This is a genomic window from Segetibacter aerophilus (assembly GCF_007991655.1).
In the GTDB taxonomy this organism is placed as follows: Bacteria; Bacteroidota; Bacteroidia; order Chitinophagales; family Chitinophagaceae; genus Segetibacter; species Segetibacter aerophilus.
In genome coordinates this window covers 26891-49168 of record NZ_BJYT01000004.1, presented here as the reverse complement: position 1 = coordinate 49168, position 22278 = coordinate 26891, and the positions used below count along the sequence as shown (strand labels likewise).

Sequence of the window (22278 nt, the reverse complement as noted above, 5' to 3'; positions counted from 1 at the left end):
TAGCAAGACTAATCGCACTATACAGACGCCTTTCTTTTTGCACCGTCAACGTCAACTCTTTCAGTTCTTCAAAGTTAGCTTGGGGAATTAGAGCTTGTAGCTCTTCCAGGGTGTATGATAAGTCGTCAATCATATATCCAAAAATAAGGACGTGAATTTTCCTATGCAATTAAAAAGCCCTGCATTTCTGCAAGGCGTAAAGAGAAAAATCACCTCAATGTACTTGAGGGTATGAATATAGTTAATTTCAAATTAGAATATTGGTAGTTAGTAAGTGATGGGGGAAGAACTATCTGCGGAAGTACGTTACAACGCGTGCGCATTGCTGAAAACTCCACAGCAGCACTATAAAAAAAGCTCCGATTAAGTACCCGAGATAAGGCAGTGTAGACTTTATCATAATTCAATCGTTTCATGTAAGGTCTAAACATATAAAGGCTATTCCTATTGTATTAAATCTTTTAAGTATTATTTAAGCAGCTTTGCACAATAAAAATAATTTTGCTGATATGAACGACATCAGGGTGGTATTTGACTTTAAAGGGAAAGAGTATAAAGGGATTCTTAGTCCCCTCAGTGGCGCAGGCACGTTAGGCAACTACCACTTGATGGTTGACAACTACTACTGGGGAACATTATCCTATAGCCAGGGAAGTGAAGGATTTAACGGCGGTGTACATGCCTTTCCTGCAGGTTGGGTGTTTGATAGCCCGTCGCATCCGGAGTTAAACGAATTAGCAGATCATTTCGGTTATGCTGTTACAGCCTGGGTAGGCAGCCGTAAATGATCCTAAGGCTGTACTTAGGAGCAATCATTTGAGCCGGTATACATCAAAGTCACTTTTTTGAGTGACTTTTTTGCTTCCCTTATAGATTAATATCGTTTTAGCGATAAACAAAAAAGCAAGGATCAATGCGATTGACATGAAAAACAAGAGACTTAAAGAAGGGTAATACTTTAATACTAGTCCTAGGATGATCATATCTATTAAATACATAAATAATATCAAAATGTATTCCGCTGAGTACTGTGCGCTAAAAACTTTCAAGTTCAACACATTATGCTGCCTATCTCTAATATTAAACAGGCTGTCGTAGGTATAGGAGTTGTCATACATCATAATTCTTACTCTGCGCATCACATCTTCATAATGTCTCAGTACAAAGCCTGTTTTTTTTATATTTAAATAGATGTATAAAGAAAAAATGTTGAGGCAAAAAAACAGAACAAAAATTCCCAACAGCACCCAGGTTAAATATCTTTTGTCAAAATCTTTTATCACAGTAAGACTTAGGCCAACGACCGCAAATAGAACGGTGTAAAAAAAATTCATTGCCTTAACTCGTCCCTCTTCAAGATGCCTATAGTGTGTCCACGCTTGTCGAAATTCCTCAGTTACAAAGTCCTGATTAATGTTAGTAGAATCGGTAGTTTTCATCAAGAGTATTTTAATGCAAGTTGCTCTTCATTAAATATACATTACTCTTAGGTAACACAAATTTTTCAAGGATTTTGAGTGTAATTCAGCTTGGTCCAACTACAATTCTGCCCTACCTCCCAAACCGTAGTATATGTCTTTCTTACGGCTTTATCAAGTTTTCCAAGTCATCATTGTTCCGAATAACAAGCGCAACACCGCCAGCTTGCCTCACGCTCTCAAGAAACTCAACCTGCTCCGGTCTTAGCTTATCCTTCCCGGCTTTTATTTCGCAAGCAAGTATTTGAGCAGTCTTTTTGTGAAAGCCCATAATGTCACTGATACCAGGTGTTGAGCTACCAGACCTAAAAACCTTTTTTGTTGGATCGTACACCCCTCCATTGTTTTGCCGCCACACTTTGAAACCTTTCAAATCAAGAATTATTAGGGCCCGTTTTGTTAGAGCACTCGTGGAAGGACCAGGCAATACAATGGCCTTGCCTTTCTTTTGCACTTTTTCAATGTCCTTTATGGTCCAGCGGGTAAGCATTGGTTAGAAGAACATAGCCGTTTCTTTTTTTCTCAAATGATAAACTTCACTGTTTCTCTCAGATGTGCACTTTTTGCACAGCTTGCCCGGATTCTTTGGAAAATCAGAAAGAGTTAGCTCTTTTTGACACTTGCCGTGGCAAAACTTTGAAAGGCCTTTTTCAACCACGTGCCTAAAAGGCGCTAATGCTATGAATGCCATAATTTAAAAGTTGTCTATGTTGTTCTGCTTAATGAAATAGTTTGCTACCGCCTGTTTTTTACATTCGTTTCTAACCCTTAGCTCGTAGCCGCGGTGATCATCTTTTTTCAACTGCCTCAGCTCTTTCACAGCCTTAAGGCCTTCTTGTTCCGCTTCATGTACCAGCCGTTTTTCCACATGAACTCTGATAGCTGTTTTTTCCTCCATTGTTAATTCTAGCTCTTTAGTGCTGTCGAGGAAGTCATAGAGCGGCGTTGGTATCAGCCCAACTAAACCCGTTTTTAGAAATATATTTCTCACCGTTTCAAACAGCTCCGGGTAGTTTACGGGTTCAATAGGGGCGGCTAAGCATTTTGGCTGGTCACTGCTTTCTTCAAGCTTTCGTATTTCTGAGCGCTTAATCAGGTAGGGTTGTAAAGCTTCGTCAATGAGCGAGAGGTTAATAGATTTACCCCAGTCTTTTATTTGGGTACCGTTGTTTCTTATTGCGTATTCCACTTCCTGCACGTTCAGCGAGGCGTACGTTTCAAAAATCTTTTTGGCGAATTGATCGAAAAGAATTCTTTTAACGTCAAGGTCATCAGGTATGGTCCAGCCCGTGATGATGGAAATTTTAATTATCAGCGCTTTTGAGTGGGATATGATGTTTTCCTGGGTCATCCTTCCGAATGGGACATCCCGGTACTGCAGCTCACAGATCCGGTATTCCTCGGGCGTTAAGGTCTTCTGCAAGATCAACAAGTGCCCCGGCAATGCCCGCCTCGTGTTTGTTAAGCCTCCAGCCTGCGCGATTGAAACCGTCTGAACTTGCATTTTTGAAACTTTGATTGATATTGTCTAACCACTCGATTTTTAAGCCGCTCCAGCTTCTTTCAATGCAGACCTGGAGTACTTCGTTTTTATCGAGTGTGGTTTTCTGAACTTCAGTGAGGAAACTTTTAAAAGCCGTTTCAGTATTCGTTGCCCGTTTATTTTTTCTGACTTTTAACCAGTCGTCTACCAGGTTTTCATAAAATCCAAAATCAATTAATTCTGTACGAAAATTAAATGGCGAAGCCTTTTCATGTATATTGGTAATATGTATATTGGTAATAGGTATATCTATACTATCAATGCTTTCGCCTGTGCTTTCACTTTGCTTTGTACTGTGCTTTATCATTGCTTTGTCAAGTGCTTTGTTATGTGCCTTGACGTTTTTTGATAGGGCGATTATGTTCGAGCTATACTGATTTTTGCTTAACTGAATCATTTTTATAAATCCCCATTCAACTAAATCCCTCAATGTTTTTATGTAGGTATTGTAAGACTTAATACCGATTGCGTCTTTTGCCATAGTAGTTGGCAGTCCAAACTTTTCCTTCCATCCCATTCTGTTAGAATGCTCTAAAATGAAGAAATATAGAGCAGAATGATTAGGGTTAATCTTCTCAGGGTTTTCAAAACACCAGTCAAACCATTGTCGAGTAAGGCCGTAAATTTCCATTGCAATAACATTAATTTATGAAGCCATTAGCTGTTTTTAACAAATTCCAATTGGTTAAAAAAAATTAAATCAATTCCAACTGCTTACTCTCTTTGACCTTCACGTCGTTAGCAAGCATCTTATCAACCTTCGCTTGGTACCGTAGCATGTTTTTGTTATCCTTTGCGGCCTTATACTTATAGTATTTCATTTGGTAACTTCTCATTCTTAGGACATATAGCGCGAGCAGGTTGTATTTGCGTTGAAGGTCCTCCTGTGTCATTATTTAATGGTTTTATCGATCATTACGTCAATTGCTTTGTGAAGTAGATCCATATCCCGCAGGCCGTTCCCGTATGCCTCCTCATATAGATCATTCAGGCATTCAACTATGCTATGCTCCTGGTTAAGCCTCCACAGCTTCGCCGCGTATATCTTCAGCAGCTTAGTTCGTTGCTCCTTGTCAGGCTTTTTGTAAGGGAGCTGGTACGCCGGCTCGGCTTGGTGTTGACTCATGTAAATAATTCTAGCTGCTTTACATTTAACACCCTCCCTGTCCTCCTTGCCTCGTAACAGTCGTCACATAAGCCCTCGCCCGATTTAACCTTATCGGCCATTTCATAATTTCCCTTTGTGGTTAGGCAGAAGGAAAATTCTGAGCATGCGGTGCAACGAGGCGCTCCTTTCATCTTTATATCGTTACACAGTTTTTATCCCAAATAAAGAATCCTTCTGAATTGCTATAATCCTTCGGGCTTTGCGTTTGGCTGACGGGGATCTTTCTGAGGCCAAGCTCTTTAAACCAGCTTTGCACTTTCGAGTGGCTTACGTCAAATTGCCTTCCTATTTGCGCCATTGTCATTGTTGCATTGTTGTCAATTATGTAGTTTCTTATTTCCTCCGTCATCTCTATTTTAGGGTTGCCCCTTGTGCCTCCGTTAAAGTTGTCGTCCATGGTTTAAGCCACCTTTAGGTTTTTAGTTTCAAGTATCCTCGCTCCTAGTGCCTCAGCCCATGCTTTTGGAACTTTCGGATGAACACTGTTTCCAATAAATTTTTTATGATCACTTTGGTTACCGGTCATTTTGTAGTTCTCAGGGAAGCCTTGTATTCTAAGTAGTTCAACTACTCGCAGCATTCTCATTTTTATATCTACCAATCCAAAGGAGGCCATGAATGATTTTATCTTTATTGCCATTTCTGAATCTCCTTCGTAAACGGCAATTGAAACATCGCCTGCCTCAACCTGAACGAAGTATAATGGCGCTTTGTCTTGCCTTGCTACGATCACACAGCATGGCCGTTCAACATCACCTCCGTTTCCTCCCCAAGCCGGATTAATTAAGTAGTGATGTTTCCTGTTCGCTGTTATTGTAGGTGATGGATCTTCAATTGATTTAGGACCATTATCATAATTGGTTGGCATTATGAAAGGTTGAGCTTCAATTAGCCGGTGTTTGTCCGTTGGAAGTATTGCACCCGCAGGAGCTTCGATCGATTGATTATTTCGGTAGCCAGTGTAAGTCTTGTCAATGAAGTATTCCGGTTTGACTAGACCGAGCTTATCTCTAGTTAGAAGTGTTGGCGCGATGCTGTTCACATCGTTGCAGTGGCTACTATAGTTGTAATTAATAAGGTATTGTGGTTGTACAAGTGCGCACCTGTCTTTTGTTGGTATGGTTGGCGCCGGGCTTCCTACAGATGATATATTGTGACCGTTACCATAGTACGAAGCAATAAATTCTGGCTGAACCAACCCAAGCCTTACTTGCGTGCTTACAACCGAACACGGCTCTTGAACGGACGGCTGGTGATGTCTTCCTGTTTTCCCATTTATGTAATTGTATTTTAGAAGGAAGTCGGCTTGAACTAAAGAACGATGGTCAACTGTAGTAATGCTATCAACAGGGTTGTCGATTGACTTGTTCTTAGCAGCTGGTCTTCCACTATAATACTTGCTTATAAACGAGGTGTCACCCTTAGCAACGTACTTTATCAAGCCTGCATAAATTCTTTCAAGTGTCTTTTCACTTAGGTCCTTTTTCCTGTTGAAAATGCTCACCCCTTCATCTTCAAAATCTAACACATCCTTTACAGCGTTCCATTTTTTCAGGTCGCCGTACATCCCACTTACGGAAGGCTTTTTTGAATGGGTAGCAGCAGGCCAAACAATAGGAAGTCCGTACCTTGCAAAACAACCAAAAAGCCTATTACGCGAAGTGTAAGCTCCAAAGTCGGCGCTGTTTAATTCCCTCCATTCATCATTGTAACCATGGGCACACATCTCGCGTCTCCATCTCATCCAGTCGCTGCCATTCTTCCTACTTAAGGGCTTGCCGTTTTCATCCAACGGCCCCCAGCTCATAAACTCTACCACATTTTCGATCTTTATGTAATCGGGACTAATCGCATCAACATACCTGTGCATATGGTCAGCAAGCGTTCGACTATCAGCGTCACGAGGTAGCCCGCCTTTAGCTTTTGAAAAGTTGGTACACTCAAGCGACGCCCAAAGAATAAGGTATGCATCCGGATAAAGCATTCTTTGGTACTCAACCAGGGCTTTGAGCTCAGTTAGATCAAGTGTTCTTATGTCCTCCTCGAAATGTTTTACTTCAGGATGATTAAGCCAGTGGCTTTTTATTGCCTTTGGATCATGGTTAACGCAGGCAATCACTTTTGCAATTGGACTACCGTTAATCTTAGCATTAACAAAGCCGGTGGTCGTCCCACCAAACCCACAGAACAAGTCTACTATTATAAAAATCGGTTGGTGTCCTACTTCGCTATGCATAAGTACTTATGACCTTGGTTAGTGGAAATAAAAATGCCTCGACCAAAAACAGAGGGATGTTAGAAGTCAAAGGCATTTGTAAAAGATGAACCGGAAATAAATTTCTTTTTGCATCCCTCAATACATAAAGAAATCTTTGAGCTGTAAACTTACATCTATTTGATAAATATATTATCATTTTGATTATAAAAAGAAAGAATATTTTTATCTGCCTTAGGGGTTGAATTAAAAAGGCGTTTTGTTAAAAGGAATGATTACCCCGGCATCAGCAACGTGAACCGTTTTCCCGGTTACCTTCTCTATTTCGTTCTGAAACTCCGCCGAGTCGGAATTGCTGTCGCTTAAATGAATCAGAACAATGTTATTAACTGCCTTCAGGTCATTTGCTTTCAAAACATCTTTACAGGTGGCAAGATGCATGTGAGACTTTAAAACCCTGTTCCTTAAAAATTCAGGCGAAGCCCCCTCCCTTACTTTCTGATCAATTATTTCCTGGCTGTAATTGCACTCAATAATAATATTGTTCAATCCCCGAAAAGTGTAGGGTGTATAGTAAGTGTCAGTAAGGAAAAGAACGTTGCCGCAATCAGGATGATTAATAAGAAAGCCTACAGGGTCCGGGGTGTCGTGCTTGACATCAAACGGCAATACTTTGAACCCGCCCACACGAAAGGATTTGTTCTTAGTGATACAAACGCCTCTGTGGCTAAATTCAACGCCCATTGCCCCAAACTCGTCGGCCGTCGAGTAAACATACAGGCCCGCCTTCATCGCGTCAGCAACAGCGCAACAGTGGTCCTTGTGGCTATGGGTAACCAAGCAGCCAGCTACCTTTTTAATATTGAAATTCAACGCCTGCTTGATGAGCTTGAAGTTTACCCCAAGCTCAATTAATAGTGCCTCATTATTGTTTTCAAGTATGTAAGAGTTGCCGGCGCTGCTGCTGCCAATGATTTTTAGTTCCATTAGAACGGAGCTTTAATTTGCGTTCCGTTTGTTCCGCCATGGTCTACTGTTGCCGGCGTTGTTTGCTGCTGGGAAAGTTGACCTTCCGGCTGTTGCTCGGGCTCTTGAGCTGGTTGTTCCTGATCTAAGGAGTGCATATCTTCATCAAAGCCGATCTCGGTTTTGTTACCGTTCTCTTCAATGGTGTTTTGAACGTTTGCAGTATGAACGTCGGTAAGCGGCTCGTCATCTTCAAAGAGCGCTGCATCGTCGCTGCTGTTAATGATGGTTTTAAGGGACCGGCCGATTACAGTTTTACAGGCCATTTGATCAGGGAAATTTTTGTGAGCAGGTGACTGGCCTTTTGTTGGCCCCTGCTGCCAGGCTTGCTGTATTTGCCTCATGTTCATCACCTCTACGTTTGTGGTACCATCGGACATGGTAACAATGGCGTAGGCGCCCTTTATTGCGTTACCCAGGCTGTCAATACTTTGAACGTGCTTTGTTACCTTTTTCCTGCCGTCCTCACCAACTTCATAAGTAAACTCATCACCATCAAAAATTGCGTTAGCAACAACGCTTTTAAGTCCCACCCTTTTTGCAATGGCAATCGTTCCCTGGTACTCCCTTTGTAAGTTAAGCTTGTTCCCGTAAGCAATAAAGGAACACTGCCTTTTAATTGGGTTAAGACCTTGAAGCACCATATTGAGCAAAGCGTACGCAATACTTTCTTTAGTGCACACCTCCAGTACCGGGCGCTTATCCATGTTCTTCGCCTCCTGAAGTATCAGCCATGCCGCCCTTAACGCATTCGGGGCACTATAGTTCTGAGGTAGCTTTAGCTCGCCGTCGTTCTGCATTTGTGCAACGCGGCGAAGGGTTGTTTCGACAATGGTTTCGGGCTTCGTTGCAAGGTTATAGTTTACTTGTGGCTGCTGCTGTACTTGTGTCGTTTCCATATAAAAAGTTTGAAAGAAGTTGTATAAATAATTTTCAGAAAGTTGTAGTTAAGCAGCCTCTACAAGGAGAACTGAGTAAGCAGGGTTAACAATGAGGTTTATAATCTGAGACTGGGTAGGAATGATATTGCTAACAGACTCACGGTTATCAATAAAGACCGGTGCAGTCACCCCGTAATGCTGGCACAGAACATTTATAATATCCAGCCCTGCGTTGATTTTTCCGGCAGTATTAACAACTGAGAAAGGAACACCATTTACAAGGCACTCGCAACATTCGACCTCGCCCCCGTTGATCTGCCTTTCGAACATTTTGAAGCTTACATAAGTAAAGCGGCTATTGATCCGGCTTTCAAGAATATCCATCTTAGCCTTGTTATATTTCTCAATACCGAACTCGGTCTGCTCCAGGTCCGCTAGCTGCTGCGCTAGTTCCTCCTCCTGCCTTTGTAGCTCCTTAATCCTTTCGTCTGTTTTCTCGATGATGGCCTTGTTGCTCAGCTTGGCTTTAAGCCCGTCAAGCTCCAATTGTAGCGACTGCTTTTGCTGCCTTAGCTCTTCGTTGTTAGTACTGCCCTGGTTATTATTCGCGCCTTCTATTTCGGCCTCCAGGTTCGCAATTTGTACCCCTATGTTCATCGCATCCACATTAGCGGCAAGCCTCTTATCTACTGCCTCCTCTATATTGAAAGATCCTTTATTTGCCTCAACAAGTTTAAGAGTATCAAGGCGGGTTTTGAGCTGTGGAAGCTGAGCCTTGAGATTAACAACTTCCTCCTCAAGCTCTGCGATATGCGCGTCAACTGTAGCAATGCTTTCTTGAATTTTTGCGGTGTCCTCTTTTATTTTGTTGCCCTGGCTTACCTTTTCATTCAGGCGCCGTAGCTTTTCAACGTTAAAGTTTCCGAGCAGCTCCTGCTTCTTTACCTCGATGTCGTGCTGCTGGAGCATCTGCTTGCATGTAGGGCAAACGCACAACGTTTCGTCGAACTTAAACTCCCGCGCGTCTATCTCCGCCCACTCTGTGCGCAGCTTTTCAAGCTTGCTATTATTCATCTCAATTGCTGGCAAATAGTTTACAAATTTCAAAGACTTCCTACCTGAGATAAACGCTTCCTTTTCTGCTATAAGTTTATTAAGGTTCGTAATCGCGTGCTCTGCCTGGTAAACATTATTAGCGCCGACGTTCTGCTCCGCCTGCACCTCCGACTTAATTTTAAAACGTAGCTCAGAAAGGGAGGACTTCAACTTGTGTAAGCTGGCCTGCTTACCCATTAAAACCTGGTTAACAGCTGACTGTGATTTTACGGCGTCGGAAAGACTTGATTCTATTAAAGCAATTTCGGCCTGCTTTTCTTCAACTTGTTTGGCTAACGCCGTAAAGTTGAAGGTTTCAGGTTTGTTCCTTTCCGCCTCGGAAATACGTGTTGGTATTTCCTCCAGCTCCTTTTTTATCTTCAGCTTCCTGACGCCAATCTCCTTTTTATACTCAACGGCTGACTTGCCGCTATTCAAAATGCTTATCAGCTTACTATAGCTTTCTGCTGGTGTAGCTATCTTGTCAAATATTTGTTCGTTGGTAATTTCCCCAGCTATCTCAAGCAACACGGCGCGGCGCCCGGTCCATGGCAGGTTGTTGAAGTAAAGCGTATTAGTAAGGAGCTTAAACATTCCCTCGTTAATAATACTGTTCACTTTAACTTGGTACTCGCCGGCCTTTAGTGGAACATTGTTCCAGAAGTAAATTGTCTCGTGGCCAGTGAAAGTTGGCTTCGCCTCTCCCCTTTTCTTGGTCCAGATTTCTTTAAAAATTCGCTTGGGCCGTTCTTCCACCCCGTCAACGGAAAACACTGCCTCAACTTCATGATCAAGGTTGTGAATTGCCTGGTTGTTCTTGTCAAGCGTCTTAATCTCGTGGTCCTTGCGGTCAAACTGATCCTTACCGAAAAGCAACCAGCAAAAGCTATCAAAAATTGTGGACTTGCCGGCTTCGTTGGCTCCGTGAATATTAGTGTTGCCATTAAAGGTTAAAGTCCTTTCCCGGATCCCTTTAAAGTTTTGCAAGCGTAATTGTTTTAATAAAACGTGTTTCATACCTTTGTACCTGTTTAAATTTTTGTGTGAATTCCTCTCGTCTAGTACACGGGAGGTTTTTTTATTCTGATTCCCGTAGCATTTTTAAATACTTATTAATCGCATGCATCCAATGTCCACCCCCTAAGCTTACAAAGTGGTTGTGCTCCGCGTCGTAACCGTCCCATGCACCCTCACTGTCTTTGTAAACAATGATGCACTTCTCAGGCTTCAACTCCTCCTTTTCGCATATCTTCGCCACAACAGTTTCAATGTCATTGGTGACAGACATCTGCCCCTGATCGGCGTCGGTAATTACCAGGCAGATGTTACCCTTAACATCCGTCTTCTCATAAGTGTATTTTGCTCTTGCCATGTTTATTTTTTTGAAGGTTGGTAATAAGGTTTTCTATTCAGTTTCTTCGGCCTGTAAAACCATGTGGTGAATACCAAGACCACCAGCCACCACAGCGCGACAAAGACTCCTACAGACCCAAAGGCGCAAATGATTTCGATCATCGTTATTGTTTTAGATTTTCAGCAACTCTTCTAACTTCATCCAGCCAGAGTATCGCTTTTACATCAGCGACTAAAATGCTTTGGGGAACATTATTAAGCAGCTCAAGCAATTTGTTTTTGTCCGCGGGCTTTTGAACGTAGACTATATTTTCTTGCATAAGAAGGAAGTTTTTTAAAGAAAGCCCCTGTGTTGAAACACAGCTGGCTCATTATCCAAAACCCTATAAAAACAAATTTTAGCTGCCTGACTTTTTTCGCGCTACTTCCTACTATTGTTTGCAACCAATTTCGGTAAGTACCAGGGCCTGTCGCTCGGTTGTTTCAGCTAGAAAAGAAGTTCTGATTCTTCAGATTTATAAAAGTCTGTTGCCTCCTGCTTCATATCCTCGTGGGCATTCTCCACTATACACATCCCCAATAAAATGCCGACAACGAACGAAAGAATAAGCCAACCAAAGAGCGCGATAACTACTATCATTTTGAGTGTTTTAATCTTTTTTGCCTCTTGGCAATCAGTTTTACTTTTTCCTCGTCACTTAACCCGCCACGCGTTTTTTGATTGCCTGGCAGAGAGCTGCCCGGCAATTTCAGTCTTAACCTTTCGGCTTTTTCCGCTAGCACTCGGGCCGAAGCCTCCAGACTTAGCAATTCGTTGTATATGGCGGTATTGTCCATTATTTAAGAAATGAGAACAGTTTAGAAATGGAAGCTTTCTTTTTCTTCTCCAGGTGTATTTCGTCAATGTCGGAGCAGGGAATGAAGCGTTTGATATTGAAGCCCGAGTAATTTTCTGGCGTTGCGATCTCCCGCAACTCGTAGGATGATTCATTGAACTTTATTACTTCATAAGGCGTTCCTTCTACCAGCATTGGCGCTGTGTGTACAACTCCCGCTGAGTTAGGTAAAGGGCCGTTCTCGATGCAGATAACACGCATAAGATGAATTTTTAAGCTGCTATTACTTGTGATTGTCCTGGTAGTGGTTTGTAGTTGTCGCGCCTATCCATATCGCGAATAATTGCCTTGGGCCGGTAAGGAATAAAACCCGCAATCCTCCCCGTGATCTCGTACTCCCAGTTGGCCGCGATATCAACTATCTCGTAGCCATGAAGCATAAGCACATCCTCCCATGTGAATTCCACCTGGCTCTCCCACATCACTGGCGTACCGGTTTTATCCTCGCGGCAGTGTATCTTCTTCTTGTACATTTTTAGCCGCTTGCCAAGTCCTTCATAGTCGCAGATGATACCGCGTTCATAAAAAAATAGCGCGGCCTCCTCCCCTTTGTAAAGGCTTAAGAACCTTAGCCTCCCGTCCATCAGGTACTGGAATAGTACGCTATCCTCTGTAATCTTAATTGGCTCGGCCGAAAGCGTTATACGCTTTTTTAACCCCGGCATCGTTGCGGCCTTCAAAATCAAACACATTACATTTCATTTTTAGGTTGTGAAATAATAGTTGTGTCTCTCAATGGATAGGCTCTTTAAAAGGGATATTGGATTTATAAGGAATGGGGGACTAATTATTTTACTCGCTGAACATCGGCTAGCCCAAGACAGACCAGCTTGCCTACTTTCAGGTTAAGAACAGCGTTAAGCTCTTCAAGAGATACTTGCACGTCGTCTATCACGTTAGTCTTTATAAAGTCTCTGAGGCTAACTTCTTCGCCGTCTACTAACAGCTCAACGTTGCTTATCGATGTTTCAGGCATAGTGTGTTTTAAAAGGGTTAGTTTATGTAAATACTTTCTTTTGGTACCGGTACTAGTATGCTCTTTGGGTAATACCCGTCGAGCTTTTCAGCTCTCACTAACTCACCGTTCAGCTTTTGATAATATGCGTGAGAAGGGATGAGGTTTTCAAGCTCTTCTTTCTGTGGCGCAACGGCTACAACAAACTTTGTGTTCTTTACAAAAAAGAATTCAGGTGATGTTTGCATCTTGTGAGTTTTATAGGGATTTGTAAAAGGATAATTAACTTTTGGAGCGTGAGTTTTACGTTGTGACAGCAGAACAACTTTTAGCCTCAGCGATGCCTTCTGCCTCGTTTAAAATCTGCTCGGCTAACTCTAATCTCCGTATGTCTTCAAGCTTACCATCCATATATCTTTTCACGGTTACGAGGTCAATTTTTAAGTTGATGGCTATTTGCATACGATCATGGCTATCAAGTTTTTTAGCCACATCTACAAGCTGCTGTTTAATTGTAGACCTTAGCTCTACAACTGATATTGTTTTATTAGATTTGTCTGACATAATGGTTATTTAAATGGAAGAAGATTTCTCGGTTGGTGATACAGTGAGTCTCGTTGAGCCGTTGTTTAATTATGGAACTGTTTCTTTTGTTATTCTAGCGGTCATTGATCAACGTGCTCTCTTGCTTGCGGCAGAATATCGCCATGCAGATTGTGTTGTGCTTCATCCAGTACCATTTCGTTTTTTAAAGAAGTTAGCTGGTCGATACAGGTAAGAAGTCTTTTTGATGTTACCGCGACCTCGCCGGCATCGTGGCCACTGAAATTAAAAGAGGTGGAAGCAACAAGGTTAAAAGATTGAGCTAAAAGGTGAACCAATTCAAAACGGCCTTTTAAATTCTGGTGGTCATTCAGCTGTTTTAATTGTTCGTTGAGTTGTTGCTCCTTGCTCATGTTATACCGTTTTTGACTTTCAGTGATTGTATAACAAAGAAATACAGTATTACTGAATAAAACAAGTAAATTATTCAGTTTTTCTGAATAATAATTTTTACAATATGTAACCTTTACACGATAAATGTTTTGCGACGAAGAAAAAGATAGCGCACTTTCGTTTTTGAGAAATGATGGTGAAGTCTACGTGATTTATGACAGCAATGAAAATTATGAGACGCTAAAAGATTTATATATCTATTTGAGTGCAAAGGGTTACAGCAGATTTACAAATGGCAGAATTCCTCCTGATACCTCAATTGTAGGGGACAAGGAAACCTTCGGTGTTCGTATCACAGATGAAGGGAGGGTGTTTAAAGAGGAAGGTGGGTTTAAGGGAGAAACAACAAAGGCGAAGAAGGCTAGATGGAAAGAGCTTAGAAAAACCGGGTGGGATGTAGGTAAATGGACTATTGGAACAGCTCTTACGCTGCTGGGTCTATGGGTGGCTTATATAGAAATCAAATGTAAATAGCTAGTTCTTAAGTAAGAGCTTTTCTAAAACATGAAGGATATCCTCGAGTGTTTCGAAAATAGCAAAAAGCATAGCAAAAATAGCAATGAAGAAGGGAAACTGCCAGTCAGGTCGCAATACAGAAATCCATTCTTTGATTAAACGCCACATAAAAGATTGGTTTTAATTGCAGCAATTGGAGTGGCTACAGCAATGATTAACGATTTGTTTAGTCTGATGAATGGACGATGAAAGCGAAATGGATATGGTTGCGAGCTCTATACAAATGCAACACAGCACAAAGGGTATGATTGGTAGACGGTCTAACCAAGCCTTAATATTTCGCATGTAATTAGATTTTAACCGAAACTACAGAAAAATACAGTAATACTGAATGAAGTCCGCTGCCGATATACTCTCTGAATTACTAGCACATACAAACAAGACTAAAAATTCTTTAGCTAAGGCTATAGGTCTGCCAAGAAGCCAAAATCTGTATGACATTGAAAAAGGAAAAATAAAAAATATATCCTCCGAACTGTCTGAAAAAATTATAAAGGCATATCCTGAAATAAATAGAAACTATTTATTAACGGGCAAAGGTAAAATGTTGAAGGAAAACTCTAATGAACTTCATGAACCTGAACCTCCAGAAATTGTCCGCCATGGATCTTACGAACACGACACAGTGATACGCGGCGGAAAAGACGTAGACATTTTGCTTCAAGTCCCGCTTATCACTACCCCTAAACATCGTAAGTACGCGGACGCAGTCGCTTCTGAGCGGAGGATAGAACAATTCCCCAAATTCCCAATATTACCCGGAATAAAACCGAAAGGCGCGATCTGGAGGTATTTTGAAGTTGGAGGAGATGAAATGGAGCCGACGTTTCGAAAAGGAGATTTCATACTTGCTACTCAAGTAAGCTTTTTGGATTATTTCGAATCTGGAAATTTCAATTTATACGTATTCGTAACAAAAGATCGGAGAATTCTATTTCGAAGGGCGATCGTGAGAGAACGCCGGGTCCCACTTGACGAAGACTTTGCTTGGAGTATTCCCCAATGGATTATAATAGCAGAGAATGAAGAAAAATACCCGCAAGAGATCCTTGACGGAGATGACGTGTTAGAAGTGTGGCTGCATAGGCGAAGCATATTGAACTGGTCACCAAAACCGGCAAAACAAATTGAGATTAAAGTGAAATAATTATGAAAAGAGTGCTGTTCATTTCTTCATTTCTAAGAGTAAGCAACAAAATCGTTCATTAAAAAACGCAGTATATGGCACATACACATCCAGATGGCCAAGAGCCGGCAGAGAAAGATGAAACCTCCCTAACGAACGACGGTTTTATTCCTGAAGCTGAAGAAAGTGATTTAATTCCTTCTTTTCCTGAAGACCCCGCTTGTATTGACGAAGATTATCCAAGAGTGAGCAGCGAACCCGGGGACGACGATAATTTTCTTATTAAAAAACGAAAAGACCCCGACTGGAGCGAGCGAGATGACGCATACCGAAATGACGTAAATGACTGGACGGGGCCTAAATACATAAGTCCAAAAGACGGCGAATGAAACTGAGTAAATACACCGAAGTAATCGACACCTACACGGGGAAGGCAAGCGAAATCAGCCGCCAAATAACCTTGGCAGGAATTGGGATCGTTTGGCTTTTTAAAAAGACTATTGGCGGAAGTGATGTTCTCGACAAAAGGTTAATTCCTGCGCTTATTTTCCTCGGGGCATCAGCTCTGTTCGATCTACTGCAATACTTAATCGCTGGCGAGTTATGGACTAGCTATTATCTCAAAAAGCGTGGTGAGGTAATCGAAAGGTTAAAAACAAAACCTGAAACAGAACAAGACCCGGACACTCCTGCTCCCATGGGAACTAGCCGAACGATCCAAGTCTTTTACCGGCTTAAAATGTTCTGCATGGTAGTGGCTTATCTTCTAATAATTATTTATATGGTAAAAAACGTAAGTTTTCAGTAACAGCCTTATTTTGAGCTGAACAAACAAAAAGGAATGCTAGCAAAGTGTATTAAGTGTGGTCTTGTTTTCGACAGCCCGTCCATCTATATAGATGGATTGACTGTCTCAATGTCAAATAATTTTATAAGTTGTAAAAAGCCAGGGTGCGGTGGTATGGCTAGGTTTATTGAAGGTGAGCTCAAATTTGATAAAGGCCAAATTGCCAACATTCTATCAGCGCCAGAATTTACAAAAGAGGTAATTTATGAATTTGAATTGTTGACGAAAAAAGCGTACGATGAAAAATACCCCGCTGAGAAGTTTAAAGAAGAGGTAATTAAAATCCATCCCGGATTAATCGCCCTTTTTAATCTGCTAATTCCAAAGGATGCAGGAGCGTTCTATGGATTCCTTGCTTTTCTCATTACTGTTTTTCCTGACTTAAACCCGGCTACTCCCAAGGAAGATTCAAAAGCGGCAACACACGTTACTAAAGTGATTAACAACAATTATTATGGATCAAAACAGGAACAGCCAAAGCCAAAGTTTAAAGCTAAAGTCCACAAGAAGACAAAGAAGCAGCCGAGGTTTCTAAAGTGATTGATCCTTTCTTAACCCTCAAAAAACCAAATTAAGACTATGCAAAGGGTGCATTACGTTACCGGTACAATAGCTTTTGTGGCGGCAGATTACCAGGCTCTTTTATCAAGTGGCGCTCAAATCATTTCAACAAATCTTACGCTTGATGCTACTAAGGGCGTTTATACTTTTTTAGTAGCGTATACGTCGGCGTAGGGTGTAAGCCTTAGATAAATGTAACTACGTACAGCGAACTGCTTCATTAAAAGCACTTAGCCTAGGTCATACAATGGGATTAAGAATTTCAAACAACGAAACAACAGCAAAAAAATTATGACTCTTTTCGAAAAAGTTGAGCGGCTCCAGCTAGTAAAAAAAATAGTTGATAGGGTTGAATTAGGTAGTGTCGTCGATAACGGGGTGAAAACACGCGTAATACTTGACCACGACGAGTTTTTGAAGGCTCTTGATTTGATCCAACAAATTGATGCCTTTCATGAATTCGTCACCACCTTCAGTAAGTACAACTTAACATTAACTGGCGGACTTTTGCACGAAAAGAGTTCCGGAGAGTTTAAAGATGCGTTAGTTTCCCTATCAAAGTTGGTCGACGCTTTGTACGTTGAGTTAGCAAAAATTGCTGGTGAACCGAAAGCTGAAGATATACTGATAAAGTTACCGCCGATAAGTGATTTTAAGGACCTTTCTAAAACATCCGATGTTTTCGATAAAATTCTTTCGCAGGCAATTATTAATAGTACAATTAACGGGCAAGTCGTTATCGAAGGAGTAGAAAATGGATCTATTTGGATGAAAGTATATGTTGGAAGCCTGACTGCAGTTTCTTTAATTGGAGGTCTTACTTGGTCCGCTGCAGTGGCGAATAAAAAATATCAAGAAAGTAGGTATATAGAACAATTAGTCCGCCAACAAGATTTACAGAATGATCAGAAGGAGCTCATGATAAAAGTGCAACAACAAACCACGCAAATGTTAATTGATGCAGAGGCCGTGCACCTTTATCACGAATATTTTAAAACTGGGGACTCTGATCCTGACCAGATAAATAGGTTGAAGCTGTCAGTAAAACTTCTTGCAGAAGAAATTTCAAAAGGGGCGGAAGTCATTCCCGCCCTAGCGGCGCCGGAAGATGTGAAGAACCTCTTTCCGGATATGAAAAATCTGCCGGGAGTTGAGTCTAGAATTAAACAAATTGATGATAAGAAGTAGAGTAACCGTAACAAAAACCAACAAACTATAAGTAACATGACGCAAGAAACATTAAAGCCAGGGGACATTGTAAGACTAAAATCTGATACCTCGACGCACTACCAGAAATTAACAGTAGAGGTTATAAATAGCGATGGATATGCGAGATGCATTTTCATACATCCTATAACTAAAGATATCAGAAGAGAAAATATTGCTCCATTAGCATTGAAGAGAGTTGACTAAATAGCAAGTAGCTCTTTAAGTTTATGGAAGTTAGTTAGGGTAGTCTCTAAAGTAGCAGAGTTTGCGCCACTCGATTTTCCTATTGCTAAAGCAATTTTCAAGAGTTCTACATTAACTAATGCTAGTTCATAAGTAGTCATAAAACATATTTTTTTTCAAAGAAAATCAAATATAATAAATCTAATCAAATTGATAAATAAGCTATCTAAGCCAACTGCTAAAGTTCCTGTCTGGAACACCCGGGCACTGGAACTAATGAAAAAGGAGTTCGGGGGCAGTGACAAAGAGTGGTGCGAGCATATTGGAATCCTGCAGACGAACCTTAACGGTTATAAGAACGGCACACGCAGCTTTACTATTGAGCAGCTGCTGAAGGTCTGTAAGATGCACAGTACTACCATGGACTACTTATGTGGCCTTACAAACCAAAAAGCCAAACAAGGGGCACAACTAGGCGCAGTGCAGTTGATTGAAGAAGGGCTTAGAATGATTAAAGAGCAAGCGCCAAAGCCGAGTTTATAGGCGTTACCATTTTCGTTACCAAACGTTACCACTTTTAAAAGCAATCAGAACATACCCAAAAAATGAAAGCCGCTACCAGACTGGGTTTCAGAAAAAGAAACAATAAGACGACTGGCCTACGGATCAGAAGGTTTTAGGTTTGAATCCTAACGCGGTCACCAGGTAGTAATTCAAAACATATTAAAAGCCAGCTAAATCATTGATTTGCTGGCTTTTGTGTTTTTAACCCGTTCAAAACTATTCAAATAATATCAAACTGCTGGTGCCCTATTCGGATACCTATTCTTAAAGAATAAATTTAGGTATCGAATCGCAGTCAAAGCCTTACCAGCATTGCGTTTCAGGTTATTTAAGTTAAAAGTTTAAAAGGGCTTTTTAGATCGTTTTTAAATGAAAAAGATACCAAAAATTGAAACGTATGACACAGAACCACACATTTTCGCTACTCTCTTACATTAGAAGAGATAAAGCAAACAAGGACAGCTTAGCTCCTGTTTATCTAAGAATAACATTGGATGGAAAACGAGCGGAGATTTCAACAAAAACATTTGTAGATCCTCTAAAATGGAATGCAGCTAAAGGGAGACTAAAAAGTGCTTTTCAAGACAGTAAGAGACTTAATCAAACAATTGAAACATTTGAGCATCGTGCAAGAGAAGTTTACAACCGTTTGATTGAAAAAGGGAAAATTCTAAGTGCCGATGATATTAAAGATGAATTATTGGGTTCGGTGCATAAGCAAAGGACACTTGTTTTATCTTTTTCAGAATACTTAGCGGAAATGGAGGCAAGAGTTACTATAGATTTTTCAATTGGAACTATTAAAAACTGGCGAGTGACATTAGGGCATTTAAAAGAATTCCTGGTAAAAAAATATAGTCGTCCAGATATTGCTTTTAAGGAATTAGACGAAAACTTTTTGAGGGAGTTTGACAGCTATGCACGGAGAAACTGGGGATGTGGTACAAATGCGGTCATTAAACATATTCAGCGCATTCGAAAAATTGTGACCAAAGCGATAAGTAAAAACTGGCTTGACAAAGATCCCTTTATAGCTTTTGCGACAACAGCGGAAAAGACGCATAGAACCTTTCTAACGCCCATAGAATTGGATGCTATTGAAAAGAAAATTTTTGAATTAGATCGCCTTGAAAAGGTGAAGGATATTTTTATTTTTTCATGTTATACCGGCTTAGCATATGTTGATGTGGAAAAACTAACTACTGACAATTTAGTAGTTGGAATCGACAGCAAAAAATGGATTTACACTTTCCGCGAAAAGACAAATGAAAAATCAAACATTCCCTTGTTACCAAAAGCACTTCAAATAATTGAAAAATATAAAAACGATTCGCAAAGCTCAAATAGGGGCAAGCTTTTGCCTGTAATAAGCAATATTAAAACGAATGCTTATTTAAAGGAAATCGCTGACGTATGTGGAATCAAGAAGAACTTAACTTTTCATATGGCTCGCCATACGTTTGCTACAACAATCACACTTACTAATGGTGTACCTATTGAAACAGTAAGCAATATGCTGGGGCATTCAAAAATTACAACTACTCAAATTTATGCTAAGGTTCTCGAGAATAAAGTAAGTGTGGATATGGATATATTAGAGCGGAAATTATCAAGGCTGTAGAAGGATGATTACGAAGGATAGGCAGCTAAAGAAAATAAGGTTGCTAATTTGATGCTAGTTTAGAAAAAATCAGCATTTTTTAAGGCGTCCTCAGAATTCAAAATCAATATCAAATAAAATTTCCGCAAAGTTAATTGCGATCCGGCGGAAGAATAAATGCAAATTTAGCCAGAGTAAGCAGCCAAAACGCTATGGCATAATGCACAGCCAACACACAAAACTCTCTTCTTTTTCGTTTGCTTTTAAATTAATACCCTATAAACCAATTTCCTATGAGTAACACCTGCAAAGGCTGAAGGGTGAAACTAAAAATGCTAACACAATGTGTTGTGCAATGGAATTCTGTAAGTACAAGAGTGCGACGCGACGGCTGTTACATATTTGTTCTACGGCTGGGTACCAAATTCTTTTTAATCTATTACCCGATAGCTTCATAATTTAGATACCGAAAATATGAAATGGAAGCATTATTAAAACACCTGTCGAAGTTTGTAGCGGTTAGTGAAGATGAGCGGCTATCCATTGCTGCTTGTTTTGAAACTATTAACCTGCGAAAGAAGCAAAACCTGGTAAATGAGGGTGGTGTTTGTAAGTGCCTTTATTTTGTTGCCAAGGGGTGCCTGCGAATGTTTTTTGTAAAGGATACCGGGGTAGAACAAACCACACACTTCGCGCTGGAGAACTGGTGGCTTACAGATTATTTTAGCTTCCTGAAACAGGAGCCGACAGAGTTTTATATACAGGCGGTTGAACCTACACAAGTATTGGCAATTAAACATTACGATTATGAAAGGTTGATGCAACAGCTGCCGCATTTGGAAAAGTATTTCCGTTACATACACCAGCGTGAATCTGCGGCAGCGCAGCGGCGAATTAAGTACCTGTACGACTTTTCGAAAGAGCAGCGTTACCACCATTTCAACAACAGTTTTCCCGAGTTTATTCAGCGTATCCCGCAATACCTGCTAGCTTCTTATTTAGGCATCACGCCAGAGTACCTGAGTGAATTGAGGAAGAAACCATTTCTTAAACCAGCTTAAGTTTTTTCGGAGGTCGCTATAGCAACTTTGTGTCATCAAAAAAAGATAACACAATGGAAAAAAGAGTTAACATTCAGCAGGTGCAACCTCAGGCATACAAGGCCATGTATGCACTGGTAGGTTATTTGGCAACTTCGACTGTCAGCAAAACAATGATGCATCTTATTAAAATAAGAGCATCGCAAATTAACGGCTGCGCCTATTGCCTTGACATGCATACCACAGAAGCACTCCATGATGGCGAAACCGCACAACGTATTTTTCTGCTAAATGCATGGAAGGAATCAGGTCTGTTTACCCCCGAAGAACAAGCAATACTTGCTTTAACGGAAGAGGTTACGTTGATTAGTAAAAGGGGCGTAACAAATGAAACGTACAACAGGGCTGCGGCGTTGTTTGACGAGGCTTATTTGTCGCAGGTAATTATGGCAATTGTAACCATTAATGCATGGAACAGAATTGCCATTACGGGAAAGTCTGAGTTACCGAAGTAATCGTTGCGGTGCAAACAGGGTTTGCTTTTTATATTAGCAATTACAAAAAAGGTTGTTTCATTTGTTCGAGGCAGCCTCTTTTGATTCTACATCAGTATTAAAAAACATTCGTTTCGCTAACATTACACCACGTTCGTAGCTATCCTGATGCTTCGTTTCATGGCTTCCCACTGGCAAGCATACAAACCCATCACTCGGCGGATATTTTGCAATACCAACGATACAATATTCACTGAGTTCCATTAACGCTACACGACGTCCTGCATTCATTTCAGCACAGCAAAGTCACCCGCTGCCAATAATTTACAAATTGCTTCGTCTTCCTTTGCGTTCCTACTGTTTGTGCTGCTAAAAATTGACACGTAGCAGGCAAGATGGACAGGTTCTAAAAAGAACGATCCTGTCTAAAATTTGAACAGGATTGTTTGGGCCACAGCTACTATCTAATTTCGTTATAATATAAAGTGTTTTAAATAGTCACAGGCTTATAAATCAGATCGAAGGAGTTATT

General features: G+C 40.8%; 33 protein-coding genes. 13 read left to right on the top strand and 20 right to left on the bottom strand.

Translation table 11 applies throughout. The features are described from left to right. Window positions 1-509 precede the first annotated feature (509 nt). Window positions 510-788: a hypothetical protein gene (locus SAE01_RS06165; RefSeq protein ID WP_147202800.1), complete on the top strand. Its 279-nt coding sequence runs from the start codon at window positions 510-512 to the stop codon at window positions 786-788. 24 nt (window positions 789-812) lie between these two features. Here SAE01_RS06165 and SAE01_RS06160 read toward each other — a convergent pair whose 3' ends face one another. From SAE01_RS06160 to SAE01_RS06080, 19 genes are all read right to left on the bottom strand, one after another. Beyond that, window positions 813-1439, bottom strand: coding sequence for a hypothetical protein (locus SAE01_RS06160; protein ID WP_147202799.1), 627 nt, complete (start codon window positions 1437-1439; stop codon window positions 813-815). Between the two features lie 142 nt (window positions 1440-1581). Then, complete coding sequence (locus tag SAE01_RS06155) at window positions 1582-1968, bottom strand: VRR-NUC domain-containing protein (RefSeq protein WP_147202798.1); 387 nt, start codon at window positions 1966-1968, stop codon at window positions 1582-1584. A gap of 892 nt (window positions 1969-2860) precedes the next feature. Continuing rightward, entirely contained in the window at window positions 2861-3652 is a 792-nt protein-coding gene (locus tag SAE01_RS25260; RefSeq protein ID WP_503827333.1) for a phage replication initiator YdaU family protein, read from the bottom strand. 64 nt (window positions 3653-3716) lie between these two features. Next, window positions 3717-3914, bottom strand: coding sequence for a hypothetical protein (locus SAE01_RS06145; protein WP_147202796.1), 198 nt, complete (start codon window positions 3912-3914; stop codon window positions 3717-3719). Further along, the gene (locus tag SAE01_RS06140) at window positions 3914-4147 is read right to left on the bottom strand and encodes a hypothetical protein (protein ID WP_147202795.1); all 234 of its coding nucleotides are present in this window, start codon (window positions 4145-4147) and stop codon (window positions 3914-3916) included. Before SAE01_RS06140 ends, SAE01_RS06145 begins: the two co-directional genes overlap by 1 nt. A gap of 175 nt (window positions 4148-4322) precedes the next feature. Beyond that, window positions 4323-4586, bottom strand: coding sequence for a hypothetical protein (locus SAE01_RS06135; RefSeq protein WP_147202794.1), 264 nt, complete (start codon window positions 4584-4586; stop codon window positions 4323-4325). A 3-nt stretch (window positions 4587-4589) separates the two neighbouring features. Further along, entirely contained in the window at window positions 4590-6425 is a 1836-nt protein-coding gene (locus tag SAE01_RS06130; protein ID WP_147202793.1) for a DNA cytosine methyltransferase, read from the bottom strand. 225 nt (window positions 6426-6650) lie between these two features. Then, complete coding sequence (locus SAE01_RS06125) at window positions 6651-7391, bottom strand: MBL fold metallo-hydrolase (RefSeq protein WP_147202792.1); 741 nt, start codon at window positions 7389-7391, stop codon at window positions 6651-6653. Continuing rightward, window positions 7391-8329, bottom strand: a complete 939-nt coding sequence (locus SAE01_RS06120) for a RecT family recombinase (protein ID WP_147202791.1) — start codon at window positions 8327-8329, stop codon at window positions 7391-7393. The genes SAE01_RS06125 and SAE01_RS06120 overlap by 1 nt, the downstream gene beginning before the upstream one ends. Window positions 8330-8377: 48 nt before the next feature. Next, window positions 8378-10423: an AAA family ATPase gene (locus SAE01_RS06115; protein WP_147202790.1), complete on the bottom strand. Its 2046-nt coding sequence runs from the start codon at window positions 10421-10423 to the stop codon at window positions 8378-8380. Between the two features lie 61 nt (window positions 10424-10484). Then, window positions 10485-10778 (bottom strand): hypothetical protein, encoded by a 294-nt coding sequence (locus tag SAE01_RS06110; RefSeq protein WP_147202789.1) that lies wholly within the window; start codon window positions 10776-10778, stop codon window positions 10485-10487. 145 nt (window positions 10779-10923) lie between these two features. Then, a complete protein-coding gene (locus SAE01_RS24405) occupies window positions 10924-11079 on the bottom strand; it encodes a hypothetical protein (RefSeq protein WP_170234095.1) in 156 nt (51 codons plus the stop codon). Between the two features lie 167 nt (window positions 11080-11246). Continuing rightward, window positions 11247-11399 (bottom strand): hypothetical protein, encoded by a 153-nt coding sequence (locus SAE01_RS24400; RefSeq protein WP_170234094.1) that lies wholly within the window; start codon window positions 11397-11399, stop codon window positions 11247-11249. 196 nt (window positions 11400-11595) lie between these two features. Next, complete coding sequence (locus SAE01_RS06105; protein WP_147202788.1) at window positions 11596-11856, bottom strand: hypothetical protein; 261 nt, start codon at window positions 11854-11856, stop codon at window positions 11596-11598. A gap of 11 nt (window positions 11857-11867) precedes the next feature. Further along, complete coding sequence (locus SAE01_RS06100; protein WP_147202787.1) at window positions 11868-12347, bottom strand: hypothetical protein; 480 nt, start codon at window positions 12345-12347, stop codon at window positions 11868-11870. 95 nt (window positions 12348-12442) lie between these two features. Next, entirely contained in the window at window positions 12443-12631 is a 189-nt protein-coding gene (locus SAE01_RS06095; RefSeq protein WP_147202786.1) for a hypothetical protein, read from the bottom strand. A 17-nt stretch (window positions 12632-12648) separates the two neighbouring features. Then, on the bottom strand, window positions 12649-12858 hold the full coding sequence (locus SAE01_RS06090) for a hypothetical protein (RefSeq protein WP_147202785.1): 210 nt from the start codon (window positions 12856-12858) through the stop codon (window positions 12649-12651). Window positions 12859-12913: 55 nt separating this feature from the next. Next, complete coding sequence (locus SAE01_RS06085; protein WP_147202784.1) at window positions 12914-13174, bottom strand: hypothetical protein; 261 nt, start codon at window positions 13172-13174, stop codon at window positions 12914-12916. Window positions 13175-13275: 101 nt separating this feature from the next. Next, complete coding sequence (locus SAE01_RS06080) at window positions 13276-13566, bottom strand: hypothetical protein (protein WP_147202783.1); 291 nt, start codon at window positions 13564-13566, stop codon at window positions 13276-13278. A 124-nt stretch (window positions 13567-13690) separates the two neighbouring features. Between SAE01_RS06080 and SAE01_RS06075 the strand changes: the two genes are divergently transcribed. Continuing rightward, a complete protein-coding gene (locus tag SAE01_RS06075; protein WP_147202782.1) occupies window positions 13691-14080 on the top strand; it encodes a hypothetical protein in 390 nt (129 codons plus the stop codon). Here SAE01_RS06075 and SAE01_RS24395 read toward each other — a convergent pair whose 3' ends face one another. Next, entirely contained in the window at window positions 14081-14230 is a 150-nt protein-coding gene (locus SAE01_RS24395) for a hypothetical protein (RefSeq protein ID WP_170234093.1), read from the bottom strand. A 223-nt stretch (window positions 14231-14453) separates the two neighbouring features. Here SAE01_RS24395 and SAE01_RS06070 point away from each other — a divergent pair, with 223 nt between their 5' ends. The 11 genes from SAE01_RS06070 to SAE01_RS06025 all read left to right on the top strand — a co-directional run bounded on the left by SAE01_RS06070 (window position 14454) and on the right by SAE01_RS06025 (window position 21767). Further along, on the top strand, window positions 14454-15269 hold the full coding sequence (locus SAE01_RS06070) for a hypothetical protein (RefSeq protein WP_147202781.1): 816 nt from the start codon (window positions 14454-14456) through the stop codon (window positions 15267-15269). Window positions 15270-15343: 74 nt separating this feature from the next. After that, the gene (locus SAE01_RS06065) at window positions 15344-15637 is read left to right on the top strand and encodes a hypothetical protein (RefSeq protein ID WP_147202780.1); all 294 of its coding nucleotides are present in this window, start codon (window positions 15344-15346) and stop codon (window positions 15635-15637) included. Next, the gene (locus SAE01_RS06060) at window positions 15634-16056 is read left to right on the top strand and encodes a hypothetical protein (protein WP_147202779.1); all 423 of its coding nucleotides are present in this window, start codon (window positions 15634-15636) and stop codon (window positions 16054-16056) included. The genes SAE01_RS06065 and SAE01_RS06060 overlap by 4 nt, the downstream gene beginning before the upstream one ends. 33 nt (window positions 16057-16089) lie before the next feature. Continuing rightward, the gene (locus tag SAE01_RS06055) at window positions 16090-16635 is read left to right on the top strand and encodes a hypothetical protein (RefSeq protein ID WP_147202778.1); all 546 of its coding nucleotides are present in this window, start codon (window positions 16090-16092) and stop codon (window positions 16633-16635) included. Window positions 16636-16674: 39 nt separating this feature from the next. Beyond that, window positions 16675-16830 carry a hypothetical protein gene (locus SAE01_RS24390; RefSeq protein ID WP_170234092.1) on the top strand — a complete coding sequence of 52 codons (156 nt, stop codon included), beginning with the start codon at window positions 16675-16677 and terminating at the stop codon, window positions 16828-16830. Between the two features lie 117 nt (window positions 16831-16947). Further along, on the top strand, window positions 16948-17844 hold the full coding sequence (locus tag SAE01_RS06050; protein ID WP_147202777.1) for a hypothetical protein: 897 nt from the start codon (window positions 16948-16950) through the stop codon (window positions 17842-17844). 36 nt (window positions 17845-17880) lie between these two features. Continuing rightward, window positions 17881-18069, top strand: a complete 189-nt coding sequence (locus SAE01_RS06045; protein ID WP_147202776.1) for a YodC family protein — start codon at window positions 17881-17883, stop codon at window positions 18067-18069. Window positions 18070-18258: 189 nt separating this feature from the next. Then, window positions 18259-18591: a hypothetical protein gene (locus tag SAE01_RS06040; protein WP_147202775.1), complete on the top strand. Its 333-nt coding sequence runs from the start codon at window positions 18259-18261 to the stop codon at window positions 18589-18591. 418 nt (window positions 18592-19009) lie between these two features. Next, window positions 19010-20233, top strand: a complete 1224-nt coding sequence (locus tag SAE01_RS06035) for a site-specific integrase (RefSeq protein ID WP_147202774.1) — start codon at window positions 19010-19012, stop codon at window positions 20231-20233. Between the two features lie 458 nt (window positions 20234-20691). Further along, window positions 20692-21273, top strand: coding sequence for a Crp/Fnr family transcriptional regulator (locus SAE01_RS06030; protein WP_147202773.1), 582 nt, complete (start codon window positions 20692-20694; stop codon window positions 21271-21273). A gap of 53 nt (window positions 21274-21326) precedes the next feature. Beyond that, window positions 21327-21767 (top strand): carboxymuconolactone decarboxylase family protein, encoded by a 441-nt coding sequence (locus SAE01_RS06025; protein ID WP_147202772.1) that lies wholly within the window; start codon window positions 21327-21329, stop codon window positions 21765-21767. Window positions 21768-22278 lie beyond the last annotated feature (511 nt).

Coding starts and splice junctions, on each gene's coding strand:
- SAE01_RS06165 (WP_147202800.1), top strand. CDS start 510: ATGAACGACATCAGGGTGGTATTTGACTTTAAAGGGAAAGAGTATAAA.
- SAE01_RS06160 (WP_147202799.1), bottom strand. CDS start 1,439: ATGAAAACTACCGATTCTACTAACATTAATCAGGACTTTGTAACTGAG.
- SAE01_RS06155 (WP_147202798.1), bottom strand. CDS start 1,968: ATGCTTACCCGCTGGACCATAAAGGACATTGAAAAAGTGCAAAAGAAA.
- SAE01_RS25260 (WP_503827333.1), bottom strand. CDS start 3,652: ATGGAAATTTACGGCCTTACTCGACAATGGTTTGACTGGTGTTTTGAA.
- SAE01_RS06145 (WP_147202796.1), bottom strand. CDS start 3,914: ATGACACAGGAGGACCTTCAACGCAAATACAACCTGCTCGCGCTATAT.
- SAE01_RS06140 (WP_147202795.1), bottom strand. CDS start 4,147: ATGAGTCAACACCAAGCCGAGCCGGCGTACCAGCTCCCTTACAAAAAG.
- SAE01_RS06135 (WP_147202794.1), bottom strand. CDS start 4,586: ATGGACGACAACTTTAACGGAGGCACAAGGGGCAACCCTAAAATAGAG.
- SAE01_RS06130 (WP_147202793.1), bottom strand. CDS start 6,425: ATGCATAGCGAAGTAGGACACCAACCGATTTTTATAATAGTAGACTTG.
- SAE01_RS06125 (WP_147202792.1), bottom strand. CDS start 7,391: ATGGAACTAAAAATCATTGGCAGCAGCAGCGCCGGCAACTCTTACATA.
- SAE01_RS06120 (WP_147202791.1), bottom strand. CDS start 8,329: ATGGAAACGACACAAGTACAGCAGCAGCCACAAGTAAACTATAACCTT.
- SAE01_RS06115 (WP_147202790.1), bottom strand. CDS start 10,423: ATGAAACACGTTTTATTAAAACAATTACGCTTGCAAAACTTTAAAGGG.
- SAE01_RS06110 (WP_147202789.1), bottom strand. CDS start 10,778: ATGGCAAGAGCAAAATACACTTATGAGAAGACGGATGTTAAGGGTAAC.
- SAE01_RS24405 (WP_170234095.1), bottom strand. CDS start 11,079: ATGCAAGAAAATATAGTCTACGTTCAAAAGCCCGCGGACAAAAACAAA.
- SAE01_RS24400 (WP_170234094.1), bottom strand. CDS start 11,399: ATGATAGTAGTTATCGCGCTCTTTGGTTGGCTTATTCTTTCGTTCGTT.
- SAE01_RS06105 (WP_147202788.1), bottom strand. CDS start 11,856: ATGCGTGTTATCTGCATCGAGAACGGCCCTTTACCTAACTCAGCGGGA.
- SAE01_RS06100 (WP_147202787.1), bottom strand. CDS start 12,347: ATGTGTTTGATTTTGAAGGCCGCAACGATGCCGGGGTTAAAAAAGCGT.
- SAE01_RS06095 (WP_147202786.1), bottom strand. CDS start 12,631: ATGCCTGAAACATCGATAAGCAACGTTGAGCTGTTAGTAGACGGCGAA.
- SAE01_RS06090 (WP_147202785.1), bottom strand. CDS start 12,858: ATGCAAACATCACCTGAATTCTTTTTTGTAAAGAACACAAAGTTTGTT.
- SAE01_RS06085 (WP_147202784.1), bottom strand. CDS start 13,174: ATGTCAGACAAATCTAATAAAACAATATCAGTTGTAGAGCTAAGGTCT.
- SAE01_RS06080 (WP_147202783.1), bottom strand. CDS start 13,566: ATGAGCAAGGAGCAACAACTCAACGAACAATTAAAACAGCTGAATGAC.
- SAE01_RS06075 (WP_147202782.1), top strand. CDS start 13,691: ATGTTTTGCGACGAAGAAAAAGATAGCGCACTTTCGTTTTTGAGAAAT.
- SAE01_RS24395 (WP_170234093.1), bottom strand. CDS start 14,230: ATGTGGCGTTTAATCAAAGAATGGATTTCTGTATTGCGACCTGACTGG.
- SAE01_RS06070 (WP_147202781.1), top strand. CDS start 14,454: ATGAAGTCCGCTGCCGATATACTCTCTGAATTACTAGCACATACAAAC.
- SAE01_RS06065 (WP_147202780.1), top strand. CDS start 15,344: ATGGCACATACACATCCAGATGGCCAAGAGCCGGCAGAGAAAGATGAA.
- SAE01_RS06060 (WP_147202779.1), top strand. CDS start 15,634: ATGAAACTGAGTAAATACACCGAAGTAATCGACACCTACACGGGGAAG.
- SAE01_RS06055 (WP_147202778.1), top strand. CDS start 16,090: ATGCTAGCAAAGTGTATTAAGTGTGGTCTTGTTTTCGACAGCCCGTCC.
- SAE01_RS24390 (WP_170234092.1), top strand. CDS start 16,675: ATGCAAAGGGTGCATTACGTTACCGGTACAATAGCTTTTGTGGCGGCA.
- SAE01_RS06050 (WP_147202777.1), top strand. CDS start 16,948: ATGACTCTTTTCGAAAAAGTTGAGCGGCTCCAGCTAGTAAAAAAAATA.
- SAE01_RS06045 (WP_147202776.1), top strand. CDS start 17,881: ATGACGCAAGAAACATTAAAGCCAGGGGACATTGTAAGACTAAAATCT.
- SAE01_RS06035 (WP_147202774.1), top strand. CDS start 19,010: ATGACACAGAACCACACATTTTCGCTACTCTCTTACATTAGAAGAGAT.
- SAE01_RS06030 (WP_147202773.1), top strand. CDS start 20,692: ATGGAAGCATTATTAAAACACCTGTCGAAGTTTGTAGCGGTTAGTGAA.
- SAE01_RS06025 (WP_147202772.1), top strand. CDS start 21,327: ATGGAAAAAAGAGTTAACATTCAGCAGGTGCAACCTCAGGCATACAAG.